The organism is Desulforegula conservatrix Mb1Pa (assembly GCF_000426225.1).
Classification (GTDB): domain Bacteria; phylum Desulfobacterota; class Desulfobacteria; order Desulfobacterales; family Desulforegulaceae; genus Desulforegula; species Desulforegula conservatrix.
Genome location: NZ_AUEY01000091.1, coordinates 1 through 14,057, shown reverse-complemented (window position 1 = coordinate 14,057; position 14,057 = coordinate 1). Strand labels below are relative to the sequence as shown.

The window sequence follows — 14,057 nt, the reverse complement described above, 5'->3', positions numbered from 1 at the left end:
GAAGAGTGCAATAAGCACTGCAAGGAATTATGGTGGCCGGAAAAAGAATTTTACTGGTCAGAATTTTTGGGCAAGAGGCTATTATGTCTCGACAGTTGGCAAAGATGAGCTGGCGGTTCGAGAGTATATTAGAAAACAAGAATATGAGGACCGCAGAATTGAACAGTTAAGACTGTTTGATTAATCACCTTTAGGTGATCCCCATTTTTTACCGCTTTGAGCGGTTCAGAATTCCATGCCACCGGCTTTGCCGGTGGTCGGTGACTATAAAGTTTTTGCGGAGCTTTTTTCAAAAAGCGACCCTCCGAAGGCCGATTTTAGTTTAAAATATTAAACACTTATTAAAATATAATCTTTCCACACTTATCGGGGACAGAGATAAAAATATAATGAAAAAAACCTTCCTTTTTTACGACATTGAAACCACGGGTCTCAATAAGGCGTTTGACCAGATTCTTCAATTTGCCTCAATACGCACAGACGAAAGATTCAATGAAATTGAAAGACATAATATAAGGGTGGCGCTACGACCTGATGTTGTGCCGTCACCTGAGGCTGTTCTTACGCATATGACCTTTGGGCGTGATGAAAATGAGCTTTGTGAATTGGATGGAATTTCAAAGATTCATGCTTTGGTGAACAGGCCGGGAACAATCAGTCTTGGGTATAACACTCTGGGATTTGATGATGAATTTTTAAGGTTCTCATTTTACAGGAATCTTCTTTCTCCTTATACGCATCAGTATGCTGCTGGCTGTAACAGGATGGATATATTCGCCGCTGCAATTTTTTATTTTTATTATAAAAAAGACGCGATCATCTGGCCTGAAAAGGAAGGCAAGCCGACTTTAAAACTTGAGGAGATAAACAAAGCCAATGGCTTTGCCGAAGGAATGGCGCATGATGCGATGGTCGATGTCGAAGTTACACTTGGGCTTGCAAAAAAACTATCTGGTTTCAAAGATGTTTGGGAATATATTTCAGGGTATTTTTCAAAAAATGATGATTCATCAAGGATAGAAAAACTTCCTGTAGCATTTGAGAGCCAGTTCGGAAGACATAGAATGGGGCTCATGGTAAATAGCGATCTTGGATACTCAGGTTCACACCACGCTCCTGTGCTTCTGCTTGGAGGCTCAATACCATATAAGAATCAGACATTGTGGCTCAGACTCGATCTTCCTGAAATACCTTCTTCTACACTTGATAATGTTCATGAAACGACGAGAGTTGCAAGAAAAAGACTTGGTGAGCCTGGATTCATGCTGCCTCCATCTGATAGATTCTTAAAGAATGTTTCAGATGAAAGGATGAAAACAGCTTCTGATAATATAAAATGGCTTAAAGCAAATCCTGAAATATTCTCGGTCATTATTAATTATCACGCCAACTTCAGATACCCCGAAGTACCGAATGTAGATGCAGACGCGGCTCTTTATGTTAATGGCTTTATTTCAAAACAAACAGAGGAGCTTGGCCGCAGATTTATCCGTGCTGATTTTCAGTCCAAGGTTTCAATGCTGAAGGAATTCCGTGAAAAGACTCCTTCCCAGATTGCAAAACGTATCCTTTTCAGAAACTATCCCGAGTCTCTTGATATTGCAGAAATAATGACAGAACATAAATTCTGCATAAACAGTCTTTTGCCAGGCAATGAAAATATCATACCTGTAGATCACAGAGGCGATAGAAAGCTGACTCCTGAATCTGCTCTGAATACAATAGATGATATCTTGTCCGGCAAGACTGAACGGACGATTGATATTGAGCAGCAAAGAATTTTATCTGATTTAAGAGGCTATATTGTTTCAGCGTTCATTGACAGGAAAATAGACCTTTAGAAATAATAAATGATTTGGATTATGCTCGGAAAAAGGTTAACTTATTCTTGTTTTGTTACGTCTCTGCTATTCCATTTTATGAAAATAGCGGCATTCATGAGGCATATTCGTTTAAGCGTTGAATAGGGGAATAAACTTGACAAAGTCGCAAAAAGTCCGGTTTTCGTCATTCCGGCGCAGGCCGGAATCCAGAACTGTCTGAAATAACTGGATGCCGGATCAAGTTCGGCATGATGCTGATGTCTTTTTCTGGCTTTTTGCGGGACCATCAAATTAAAAAATAATTTGTTCTTCGGATTTCAGCATTTAACGCGAACAGGGCCTTTGCCCAAGCTTAATTATTGTAAATTTTTTCTTGTGTTTTTCCGTTACATTCAGGCTTCTTCTTTTATAACATTAAAATAACATAACTGGCGGCATCATGAATTTTCTTAAAAGTGTCGGCGCTTTGTATTCTGCAGTTGTGATTCTGACAATAACAACAATTGTGGGTTATTATCTTGATCATGAGATATCCTCAACTCACAAAACCAACCTTGAAATAAGACTCGGCATTGAAAAAATTGTCAGGCTTGATTTGAAACTGACTGACATGCTCTATCTGGCCTCAATTTCTCGCGAAATAGATCATGCTTCTGATTATGATAATGTCTTAAATGAACTTGACTCGACTATTCAACGGGTGCTCGCGCTTGCCGATAATGAAGAAGCAAGACGGGAGATTGCATCTGTGATTGATGCCAATCAAAAGCTCGTGCTTCTAGAAAAAAAAGCCCTTGATCTGATGAAGGAAGAGAAGTGGGATGACTCAAGATATGTTCTTTTCGGCGATGAATATATCAAGACAAAACGAATCTATACGTCCGGCAGCCAGAAAACGGTTGATATAATTCTTGGAGATATCAAGTCAAAAGAAGAACAGTTCAGGGTGGTCAGGGAGGCAGATCTTGGTATCAGGATTTGCGCGCTACTTCTTCTCATCTGGGTCGGCATACTTTTTTCCAGAAGAACGGGCAAAGACCTTGAAGAGCAAATGAGGCTTAGAGGTGAGCTTGAAGTTATAAATAATGATCTTGAAAAACGTATCTGCGACAGAACAGAAGAACTTGGCCGCATGTCCAGACAGGCAGAGAGGCGCGTTGATTTCGAGAAGGCGCTTGGAGGGCTTGCTTCCGCCTTATACAGGGAAAATACCCTCGACGGGGTTGTGGCCGTGTCCCTGAACGGGATGGCCGATTTTCTGAAAATCCCCATGGCCGCAATATTTGTGGATTCGAATAATGATTCTGAAAAGACTTATAACCGTCATTTTTCATTTGGGTATGAAATCACGGCAGATACCAGGATCAGCTTCAGATATAACCAAGGGCTCGTGGGCAGGGCTGCCGCTCTTGCAAAAACTATAGCCACCAGGCTTTCTGGCGCGGAGCATCTCCTGGTCGGAGGGTTTGGCGGAATACCCATGCGCATGGCCTATCATATTCCTGTGACCTGCAAGGGGCAGATCCTTGCTGTTATCGAAATGGCTGTCGAAGATGCCCTTCGTGACGATGAACTCGAATGGGTTGAAAAAGTTGCCATAAGTACAGGCAATGCAATTATGTCAGCTTTGGACGGGGCGCGCCTTAAAGACGCCTTTGATCATGTCGCAAGGAGCGAGGCAAGGACCAGGCATATCCTTAATGCCCTGGGAGAGGGTGTCTTTGGGATTGACTGTAGTGGATATATTACTTTTTGTAATCCGGCAGCCCTTAAAATACTTGGATACGAATCGTCAGAAGATGTTATCGGAAAAGAAAATCACAGTCTTTTGCATCACTCACGGCCTGATGGCCGTGCTTTCCCTTTGGAAGAGTGCCCTATGCTGGTATCACTTACTAAAGGAGAGGTTGTCAGGTTGCAGGATGATGTGTTTTGGCGCTCTGATGGCACATCTTTTCCTGTCGATGCCATTTGCAGCCCGATTATCAGGGATAATGGGACTGTGGCCGGAGCGGTCGTGGCTTTTTACGATATTACCGACAGAAAAAGAATAGATGAGGCAATAAGGGAGAATCTTCGCAGAACCCATAGTATCCTGGGCAATAGTCCGGCTGCCGTGATCATCACATCCTATGACGGAGTTCAGTCTTTTTCTAACCCAAGGCTTGCAGAGCTTTTAGGGATGCCTGCGGATGAAATTGAGACTCTCCGCCTTTCCGATTTATGGGCCAATGACGAAGACAGCTTCAGGCTTATGGATGAGCTTAGAGAAAACGGAATGGTAAGAAATTTCGAATCCAAATGCAGGAGGGCAGACGGGTCGTCTGTGGATGTTCTTATAACTGCCTGCTGGTTGGATTTAGGAGATGATCGCCTACTGGTTACCTGGTTCTATGATATTACTGAAAGAAAACAGGCCGAGGAGGCCATGCGCCAGGCCAAGGAACTCGCGGAGTACGCATCAAGGGCAAAAGCCGATTTTCTTGCGAACATGAGCCATGAGATCAGGTCTCCCATGAATGCGATCATCGGTATGAACCATCTTCTTATGAAGACAGAGCTTAATTCCAAGCAGAAGGATTATTCGGAAAAAATTCAAAGATCTGCAAGGGGGCTGCTTGGTGTGATCAATGATATTCTGGATTTTTCCAAGATAGAAGCCGGCAAGCTTTCGATGGAATTCATAGATTTTGATCTGGATGAGGTTCTTAACAATCTTTCGAGTCTTGTAACCATAAAGGCCCAGGAAAAGGGGCTTGAAATGGTATTTGCCGTAGATCATGATGTCCCGCGTGCTTTAAAGGGAGACCCGCTTAGATTGGGACAGGTTCTTATGAACCTTGCAGGAAATGCCATAAAATTTACAGAAAAGGGTGAGATCGTAATATCCATAGCTCCTGCCTGGATTAGCAATGATGATGTCATGATAAGGTTTGAGGTAAGGGATACAGGTATCGGGCTGACCGAAGAACAGTGTGAGAAACTGTTCCAATCATTCCAGCAGGCAGATACTTCCACAACCCGTAAATATGGAGGCACAGGGCTTGGTCTGACCATATGCAAGCAGCTTGCAGGGATGATGGGCGGTGAAATAGGCGTAAACAGCACCCTGGGCAAAGGAAGCACTTTCTGGTTCACCGCAAGATTCGGCATACTGGCAAATGGAATGAAAAAAAACGAAATCATACCCGAATCACTTCGCCAAATGAGGGTACTCGTTGTTGACGACAGCATGACATTTGCGGAAGTTTTAAAAGGATATCTTGAGGAGTTTACTTTCAGGGTTGACACCGCAAATTCAGGCAAAGAGGCCATTGAGCTTTTTGCCGGCTCATCCGGGCTAGGCAGGGAACCATATGACCTGATTTTCATGGACTGGCAGATGCCAGGAATGAACGGGATAGAGGCGTCGCGCAAGATAAGGCATGATTTTGAAGGTCAAGCCACGCCAAAGATCATAATGGTAACTGGTTATGCCAGGGAAGACATAATGAACCAGGCCGACGAGATTGGTCTTAACGGTTTTATTATCAAGCCTGTGACACCCTCTCTTTTATTTGACTCTGTGGTTAATGCTTTTGGTCATCCTGGCGAATCAAATATCACTAGTAAAAAATATAGTTTGAAAATGCCCTTTGGCTTTGATGAAATACGCGGTTCCCATATTCTGGTTGTGGAAGACAACGAGATTAACCAACAGATAGCGCGTGAACTGCTTGAGGATGAGGGCTTTTTTGTGACTGTTGCAGAAAACGGTAAGGCTGCCCTCGATATAGTCACCCAAACTCCTCCTAAGATGCTTTATGATTTAATCTTTATGGATCTTCAGATGCCGGTCATGGATGGATATACCGCCTCTTCCGAAATAAGGGCATGGGAAAAAAGCAGGCCTGTCAATGAAAATAATGGTATCATGGCATCAGGCAGAATTCCAATCATTGCCATGACTGCTGATGCCATGCAGGGAGTGAAAGAGAAAGTTCTTGACGTGGGGCTTGATGATTATATTTCAAAACCTGTTGATCCAATGGATATATTCAATGCTTTGGTAAAATGGATCAGGCCAGGAAAAAAGAAACTTCCTGAATCCTATATAGAGAAAAAATCCAAAATTTTTGATGATAAAAATTTACTTCCTGTTTTTGCAAATTTAAATATTAAGTCAGGTCTTTCACATGTGAGTGGAAACGAAAAACTGTACAGGGAAATATTAATTAAATTTCATCGTGACAACGAGGGCCTTGCAGACAGAATAAGATCTGCCCTTGCAAGCAACGACATGGAGCTTGCAGTCCGTCTTGCCCATACTGTCAAGGGCGTTTCCGGAACCATAGGCGCTGAAAATCTTCAGGATGTGGCATCCGAACTTGAGTCAGCACTAAATGACATGGGAATTTATAATCATGACGAGCTCCTTCTTCGCTTTGAAAATGAGCTTCATAAAATAATGGTTGATCTTGAAGGAATTTCATCTAAGGCGACTGAAGAGAAAACGCCCGAGGCACAGGAGAAGGGCGATGAAAAAGGTCTTCTTGTTCTTCTTGAAGAGCTTGCTTCTTGTGTAGGCAAACGCCAGCCTGCTGCAAGCAGACAGAAAATGAATCAGATTAATTCATATGTTTGGCCAGATGAGTTTAAAGAAAAGATAACGGCACTTGATAACTTTCTGGGTAAATATAAATACAAGGACGCTTCTGTGATAATAGATGATATGATGAGTAAGCTCAGATAAAAAAAGTCCGTTTTGACCGTTGTTTCTCAAAATGACAGCAAATTTTGATGGAGTCGCAAAAAATCTAAAAATGGCTTAAGCGTCATGCCTGGCTTGATCCTGCATTTTTTGTATTATCAAATACTTCTGGATTCCGGCCTGCGCCGGAATGACGGTAATCGGACTTTTTGCGACCTTGTAAATTTTAGATGGCCTAAATTAATTTTAACGATAAACCAATTGTAAGAGGCGGAGCCATGGTCGATCTGTCAACTTTTAAAGTTATGGTGGTGGATGATGCAGAAGCCAATGTCGATGTTCTGGTAAACACGCTTGGGGATCTTTATGATGTAAGGGTTGCCATGGATGGCACAAGCGCCATTGAAGATATTTTCCAAGATCCGCCGGATCTTGTTCTGCTGGACATTATAATGCCGGGCATGAACGGATATGAAGTATGCGAGAAACTTAAGGCCAATAATCTGACCATGAGGATTCCTGTCATATTTCTTACGGCCATGACAGAAGAAAAGGACGAGGCAAGAGGACTTGCTCTGGGCGCAGTTGATTATATTACCAAGCCTTTCAGCCCTGAACTTGTGAAAGCAAGGGTAAAGAATCATCTTGAGCTGAAACGTCACAGGGATAATCTGGAGGAGCTGGTAAAGGAAAGAACAAGGGAACTTGCGCTAACCCAGGAAGTTACCATAAGCAGTCTTTCATCCCTTGCAGAAACCAGGGATCCGGAAACCGGCGGTCATATATTGAGAACCCAGAGATATGTAAAGTTATTGGCCCAGAAATTACAAAGCCATCCTGATTTCCGAGGATATCTGGATGACAGAACAATTGAGCTTTTATATATTTCGGCGCCCCTGCATGACATCGGAAAAGTCGGAGTCCCTGACCACATTCTGCTTAAACCCGGCAGACTTGCGCCAGAAGAATTTGAAATCATGAAAAGCCATGTCTTTCTTGGTTATAAAATATTGAAGGGCGCTGAAGCAAAGCTCGGAAATAATTCTTTCATGCGCTTTGCAAAGGAAATAGCCTTTTCGCACCAGGAAAAATGGGATGGATCAGGTTATCCCCAGGGCCTTAAGGGTCGGAATATACCCATTGCTGGCAGGCTTATGGCTGTTGCCGATGTTTATGATGCACTGATAAGCAAACGGGTCTATAAACCTCCTTTTCCTCATTCAAGGGCTGTTTCGATAATGGCCGATGGCAGGGGAACGCATTTTGACCCTGATATGATCGACGCGTTTCTGGAAATTGAGGGCGACTTTAAAAAAATAGCACTTGAATATGCAGATTTTGCCGAGGAAAAAGAAAATCTTTCAACGGATGAATGAACACTCTTCCTTTTTTTGGGGAGGGGGCTTTTGTAAAAAATTACTTAAGTCCCCTCAAAAATCTTTTTTTATTATCATCGCAACTGTGTCGTTAAATGCCCTTATGATTCCTGTGTTTTTTGTTTTTAAGGGGCTTACTGCCTCCCCTGAGACCGCTTTTTTATTAAAAGTAATAGTTGATGGTCTCGCAAAAAGTCAAAAAAGGCGTCGGTGTCATGCCGGACTTGATCCGGTATCTTTGTATTTTAGCTATTTATAGATTCCGGTCTGCGCCGTAATGACTGGAACAGAGTCTTTGTTTTATGGCTCAAGGATTTTATTGCTTGGCAATAAAAATTTGAATTCCGGTTTCCTTGAGAAGATTCATGAAGTGGGGCTGTAGCTCATCATTTGTGAATACCGATGTTATTTCAGAAATTTCCCCTAATTTTACCAATGCGCTGCGTCCGAATTTAGTATGGTCAGCGATCATGAAAACCTTTCTGGCGTTTTCCATGATTGCCTTTGTAACCCTTACCTCATGAAAGTCAAAATCAAGAAGTGATCCATCATGGTCAATGCCGCTTATGCCAATGATGGCGTAATCCGCCCTGAACTGCCGGATGAAATCAATGGTTGCTTCTCCTGTAATCCCAAGATCACGATTTCTTAAAATTCCACCGGTAATTATTATTTCAAAATCCGTATTTTCACTCATGATCATTGCAACATGAAGATTGTTTGTAATCACACGAAGGCCTGTGTGTCCAAGCAGTTCCTTGGCAACAGCTTCGGTCGACGTGCCTATATTTATGAAAATAGATGCGTTGTCAGGAATGTGGGATGCAAGCATTCTGGCTATGCGCACTTTTTCCTCTGAACATATGGCCTGTCTGTCTGTATATGGGAGGTTTTGGACGCTTGAGCCCAGGGCTGCCCCGCCATGATATCTTTTCAGAAGATCAAGATCGCATAGGTTTTTCATGTCCCTTCGAATGGTCTGGGGAGTTACGTCAAATTCTATGGATAGGGCCTCTATTGAGGCATATCCCTGCCCCTGGACGAGGGCAAGTATTTTTTTCTGTCTTTCAGGCAGACTTGCGGCAATTTCCTTCAACCTCTTGTCATCATTTTCCATGCATTCCACCTTGTTTGGAATAATAGTTTCTCGTCTATCTCTAAAAAATCGAAGCTAACATGATATCCTATGAGTTTCAAGTTGCTCTTTAAAGCCATAATTGTAAATTGTTGCATTATGAAACTTATAATGTTATATTACGAATATAAATTTGCATACAAGTTTAAAAAATCATCTTGTTCAGATTTTATTTGAAAAGGATTTGGTGATATGGTAAGAGGTCATACCAGAATAGTGATAATAGGTTGCGGGGTGACAGGCGCGGGGATTGCCCGGGATCTGTCTCTCAGAGGTGTCGAGTGCGTGGTTCTTGATGCGAGTGATTCGGCATCCGGCGCATCTGGTTCAAACCATGGACTTCTGCATAGTGGGGCAAGATACGCCGTTAAAGACCCGAAGGCAGCGGAAGAGTGTTCGCTGGAGTCAGAGATCTTGAAAAAAATCGCTCCCCACTGCATTGAGGATACAGGCGGACTTTTTGTCGGTCTTCCTGGTGATGATGAAAAGTATTTTTCAGACTTTGAAGAATCATGTTCTAAAGAGAACATAGAATTTCGAGCTCTTGATACTGCTTATGCACTTGAGCTTGAGCCGTCGCTGAGTAAAAAAATTATTACGGCCTATGCTTTAAGCGACGCAACAGTTGATCCATTCAGGCTCACACTCGAAAATCTTGAAGATGCCAAAGTTCATGGCTGTACTTTCCTGCCTTATAGTAAGGTGGTTGGCTTTGGGATTCACAAAGGCAGGATAGAAAAGGTCAGATTCAGAAACCTTATTGCAGGGGATGAATCTGAAATTACGGCGGATTATATTATAAACGCTACAGGTGCATGGGCGGCAAAGGTGACTGATCTCGCCGGTATTTATATTCCTGTAAGATGTAGCAAGGGGACCTTGATCGTTTCGGCAAGCCGAATTACAGGCTCTGTTGTGAACAGGCTTAGAAGTCCCTCGGATGGAGATATTATAGTTCCTGGTGGAACAGTATCCATAATAGGAACCTCATCATCTATAATTGAGAATCCTGATTCCGCATTTCCTCAGCCTTCAGAAACAGATTATCTGATTGAGGAAGCATCACTTATGGTTCCTCAATTTTCTGACACAAGATTCATTAGGGCATATTCAGGTGTAAGGCCACTTTTTGATACAGGAGATAACAAAGAGCATCGTTGCATCAGCAGAGGTTACGTTCTGAGGGATCACTCAGGCGACGGCATAGATAATTTTGCTACAATTTCAGGAGGCAAACTTACAACATACAGGCTTATGGCTGAAAAGACAGTTGATCTTGTGTGTTCAAAGCTTGGTATTGATGCCGTCTGCCAGACTGCAACGAAAATGTTGCCTGACAGCAGAAAAACATCCTGGAGCATTCCTTGCGCGTCTGCAAAGCATTATTTTCTGAGTGCAAAAAACGGTGGCAGGTTGCTTTGCGAATGCGAGATGATTTCTGAACACATTGTTGATGAGATCGTGGATGATCTTTTAAGCCAGGGCAGAGAACCCACTCTTAATGAAATAGCTCTCAGGAGCAGGGTTGGTAAAGGTCCGTGCCAGGGTTGCGGCTGTTCTTCCAGGATTGCGGCCTATCTGCATGAGCGCGGTATCTATAAGGGCCGTGACGGCATAAGGCAGATAAAGTCAATGACACAAAGCAGATGGAAGGGATTAAGACCTGTTATTTGCGGAGACGCAGCGGCCCAGCTGGAGCTCCAGGAATCAGTACAAATGGGAATTTTTGGAATAGAAAGGCAGTAATGTCATGACTAAAATAGCGGCTAACATCCAAATATGCGGAAAGAGCATTAATAAAGATTCAATTTTGGAAGCTGATGTTCTTGTTGCAGGAAAAGGCCTGGCCGGACTCTCGGCGGCCTTTTTCGCTGCCGGCAAAGGTCTCAGAACAGTCGTTAGCGGTGGTACATCAGGATGCAGGTATATGTCCGGGCTCCTTGATTTTATGGATATCTGTTCAGAGGTCACAGCTGATCCAGTCCCTGGGTTTTCTATTCTTCCGGATGATCATCCTTTTAAAAGAATAAATCCTGGTTATGTCCGCAATTCCATTCACTCAATCATGGCTTTTCTGTCGGAAAATGGTCTTAAATATGAAAATTGCGACAATAAAAATTGTCTGGTCATGACATCTGCCGGAAGCATAAGAACAGCATATGGCTATCCTATCTCAATGAAAGCCGGGATCGATTCAATTAAAAATGGCTGGCCTGTTTTGATAGTGGAGTTCGAGGGAATGAAAGGCTTCAGTGCATCCCAGGTGGCCCAGGGGATTTCCGGATACTGCGGGGTAAGAACCTTAAAAATCAGGTTTCCCGGAACAGCTCAGAATACAGCGTTTTGCCCTGAGTCAGCGGCCAGAAGTCTTGATCTGCCTGGAAACAGGATGATCCTGGCACAGTCCATTCTCCCATATTTAAAGGATATAAAGGCCGTGGGTTTTCCTGCGGTTCTTGGAATATATCAGGCAGATAAGGTTATAAGTGAAATGTCCGGGCTCCTCGGAGTACCAGTCTTTGAAATCCCTGGTTATCCTCCTTCTGTTCCTGGCCTCAGGTTTGAAGAAACAATGACAAAGGGGCTTGAGCGTCTCGGAGTAAAATTCTTTAGACAGAATCTTATTTCGGAAATCAGTTACGAAAATGGTTTTTTCGGATCAGTCATTGACCATAATTCTCTCAAGACAAAAATCAGGTCAAAAGGTCTTGTTTTATCGACTGGCAGATTTCTTTCCAAAGGGCTTGTTGCAGGCAGGACAAGGATTTATGAACCCCTGCTCGGGTTACCAGTAATCCAGCCTTGCGATAGAGATTCATGGCATTTCAGATCATATTTCAATCCCGAAGGACACCCGCTAAACAGGTCTGGAGTTGAAACAGACGAATGCATGAGGCCTGTAGGCATAGACGGCAGGCCGGTTATAGATAATCTTTATGCCGCCGGATCAATTCTCGCGGGTCAGGATTGGAAAATAGAAAAATGCGGCGCTGCCCTGTCTTTTGCTAGTGCTGCAAAGGCTGTTGACTCTTTTAAAATAGATATGGATGGAAAATCATTGGCATCAGCAGAAGTAAAATATTTAGACAAAACAGGAGAAGACCATGGAAACATCATATTTTCCAAGGCAGTCTGAAATACCTGAAAACTACAGGCTGTCCCATACAGTCGATCAGATGGAATTTCTGATAAACGGGCGCTTGATTGAATGGGGCGGCCAGACCACAGACGTATATTCTCCGATCTGTGTAAGATCCTCGGATGGAACCCTGAATCAGGTTAGAGTGGGTTGCCATCCTGTTGTCGGCAGGGATGAGGCACTCGCCGCACTCGATTCAGCAAAAAATGCCTTTGACAATGGATTCGGTAAATGGCCCATGATGACTGTCAGGGAGAGAAGTCGGTGCGTCATGGATTTTATCTCAGAAATGAAATCTTCAAAAGATGAGATCGTCAGGCTGATAATGTGGGAAATTGCAAAGCCGATTGCAGACGCTGAAAAGGAATTCGATCGCACTGTCAGTTATATAGAAAACACGATTCAGGCACTTGAGGACATGACCCGCAATCTTTCTCGCATAGTTGAGGAAGAAGGCGTTTCCGGCCAGGTTAAAAGAGTTCCCCTAGGCGTTGTTCTTTGTATGGGGCCTTATAATTATCCGCTTAATGAAACCCTGACTCTTTTGTTTCCGGCCCTTCTTATGGGGAACACGCTTATAATCAAGCCACCCAAGCACGGCGTCCTTCTTTTCAGGCCTATGCTTGATGCAATGGCTCGTTGTTTCCCAAAGGGAGTCGTGAACGTCATTTACGGAGATGGAGAGACGCTCGTGACTCCTCTAATGCGTAGTGGCGAGATCAATGTTCTTGCATTTATCGGTTCCGGCACTGTTGCAAACGCAATCAGATCGCTTCACCCAAAGCCTAACAGGCTTCGCTGCTGTCTTGGCCTTGAGGCAAAAAACGCAGGGATAGTAATTGACGGCTCAAATATAGAAGGCACCGTCGACGAATGTCTGAAGGGTGCGCTTTCATTTAATGGGCAGAGATGCACAGCTTTGAAAATGCTGTTTGTCCACGAAAGCTGTGTCGACGAGTTTTCAAATATGCTTGCAGTAAAAATGGGGGCCATGAAATGCGGAATGCCCTGGGAAAAGGATGTTCAGATCACGCCAATGCCTGATATGGAAAAGATATCCTATCTGAAAGGTCTCATAAAAGATTCACAAGCAAATGGCTCTGTGGTTTTGAATCCGGGTGGAGGGACTTCAGAAGGGACCATGATGAAGCCGGCCCTTGTTTTTCCTGTTAAGGAAGACAGACGCTTGTTCAGGGAGGAACAGTTTGGCCCTGTCGTGCCATTATCAGTTTTTGAAAATATTGATACACCAGTCAAATACATAACAAATTCTGATTACGGGCAGCAGGTTTCTCTTTTTGGGGGTGATCATGCTATGCTTGGCTATCTGATAACAAGCCTTGCTCATCAGGTAAGCCGAATAAACCTCAACACCCAGTGTCAGCGTGGGCCTGATTCTTTCCCTTTCACAGGGAGAAAGGATTCCGCCGAAGGAACTCTTTCAATAATCGATGCCTTGAGATCTTTTTCGATTAGATCCCTTGTGGCAACAAAATCTTCATCCGAGAATGTGAACATCATGAAGCTAATGGAAATGCATTAGTTCCTTATTTTGCATAAGTTTCGTATCGTTTGTAACGCCCATGCCTAAAAGGCATGGGTTTTTGTTTGCCCGGCAAAGCCGTGCCCCCGTCTGTTTGAAAGAAAGCAGAGATACCCCGTCCGAGGGGAAATCAATCCGAATCGCAAGGGCGCTACTGGTAACGGTAGGGTTTGAAGGAAGCGACAGGAAGAGAATGGTACATAGCGAAAGCGAACCTGATACGGCTCGTGCAGAGGGTAAGGCTGCAAAATATGGCGAAGCCCGGTACTCGGACAGACTGCACGAGTGATTGAGGATGTGATTATTCTCAGGGAGCGGAAATTAACCGGGGAAGCCCTGTAGGGTTCCAAG

General features: G+C 43.6%; 9 protein-coding genes. 8 read left to right on the top strand and 1 reads right to left on the bottom strand.

What is annotated here, in order from left to right; translation table 11 throughout:
• The 4 genes from K245_RS0118690 to K245_RS0118670 form a co-directional block, all read left to right on the top strand.
• The coding region (locus tag K245_RS0118690) for a transposase (protein ID WP_027360428.1) at nucleotides 1–184 on the top strand (184 nt) is incomplete at its 5' end.
• Nucleotides 185–389: 205 nt separating this feature from the next.
• Nucleotides 390–1,841 (top strand): exodeoxyribonuclease I, encoded by a 1,452-nt coding sequence (locus tag K245_RS0118685; RefSeq protein WP_027360427.1) that lies wholly within the window; start codon nucleotides 390–392, stop codon nucleotides 1,839–1,841.
• A gap of 421 nt (nucleotides 1,842–2,262) precedes the next feature.
• Nucleotides 2,263–6,555 carry a PAS domain-containing hybrid sensor histidine kinase/response regulator gene (locus K245_RS26975; RefSeq protein ID WP_051284401.1) on the top strand — a complete coding sequence of 1,431 codons (4,293 nt, stop codon included), beginning with the start codon at nucleotides 2,263–2,265 and terminating at the stop codon, nucleotides 6,553–6,555.
• A 236-nt stretch (nucleotides 6,556–6,791) separates the two neighbouring features.
• Entirely contained in the window at nucleotides 6,792–7,889 is a 1,098-nt protein-coding gene (locus tag K245_RS0118670; protein ID WP_027360425.1) for an HD-GYP domain-containing protein, read from the top strand.
• Between the two features lie 316 nt (nucleotides 7,890–8,205).
• Here K245_RS0118670 and K245_RS0118660 read toward each other — a convergent pair whose 3' ends face one another.
• A complete protein-coding gene (locus K245_RS0118660; RefSeq protein WP_027360423.1) occupies nucleotides 8,206–9,006 on the bottom strand; it encodes a DeoR/GlpR family DNA-binding transcription regulator in 801 nt (266 codons plus the stop codon).
• A gap of 210 nt (nucleotides 9,007–9,216) precedes the next feature.
• Here K245_RS0118660 and glpA point away from each other — a divergent pair, with 210 nt between their 5' ends.
• The 4 genes from glpA to K245_RS0118640 all read left to right on the top strand — a co-directional run bounded on the left by glpA (nucleotide 9,217) and on the right by K245_RS0118640 (nucleotide 13,995).
• Nucleotides 9,217–10,770: an anaerobic glycerol-3-phosphate dehydrogenase subunit A gene (glpA, locus tag K245_RS0118655; RefSeq protein WP_027360422.1), complete on the top strand. Its 1,554-nt coding sequence runs from the start codon at nucleotides 9,217–9,219 to the stop codon at nucleotides 10,768–10,770.
• A 4-nt stretch (nucleotides 10,771–10,774) separates the two neighbouring features.
• Nucleotides 10,775–12,160, top strand: a complete 1,386-nt coding sequence (gene glpB, locus K245_RS0118650) for a glycerol-3-phosphate dehydrogenase subunit GlpB (protein ID WP_027360421.1) — start codon at nucleotides 10,775–10,777, stop codon at nucleotides 12,158–12,160.
• Nucleotides 12,129–13,706: an aldehyde dehydrogenase family protein gene (locus K245_RS0118645; protein WP_027360420.1), complete on the top strand. Its 1,578-nt coding sequence runs from the start codon at nucleotides 12,129–12,131 to the stop codon at nucleotides 13,704–13,706. Before glpB ends, K245_RS0118645 begins: the two co-directional genes overlap by 32 nt.
• Nucleotides 13,707–13,800: 94 nt before the next feature.
• Nucleotides 13,801–13,995 (top strand): hypothetical protein, encoded by a 195-nt coding sequence (locus K245_RS0118640; protein WP_156906849.1) that lies wholly within the window; start codon nucleotides 13,801–13,803, stop codon nucleotides 13,993–13,995.
• The last annotated feature ends 62 nt before the right edge of the window (nucleotides 13,996–14,057 follow it).

Coding starts and splice junctions, on each gene's coding strand:
- K245_RS0118685 (WP_027360427.1), top strand. CDS start 390: ATGAAAAAAACCTTCCTTTTTTACGACATTGAAACCACGGGTCTCAAT.
- K245_RS26975 (WP_051284401.1), top strand. CDS start 2,263: ATGAATTTTCTTAAAAGTGTCGGCGCTTTGTATTCTGCAGTTGTGATT.
- K245_RS0118670 (WP_027360425.1), top strand. CDS start 6,792: ATGGTCGATCTGTCAACTTTTAAAGTTATGGTGGTGGATGATGCAGAA.
- K245_RS0118660 (WP_027360423.1), bottom strand. CDS start 9,006: ATGGAAAATGATGACAAGAGGTTGAAGGAAATTGCCGCAAGTCTGCCT.
- glpA (WP_027360422.1), top strand. CDS start 9,217: ATGGTAAGAGGTCATACCAGAATAGTGATAATAGGTTGCGGGGTGACA.
- glpB (WP_027360421.1), top strand. CDS start 10,775: ATGACTAAAATAGCGGCTAACATCCAAATATGCGGAAAGAGCATTAAT.
- K245_RS0118645 (WP_027360420.1), top strand. CDS start 12,129: ATGGAAACATCATATTTTCCAAGGCAGTCTGAAATACCTGAAAACTAC.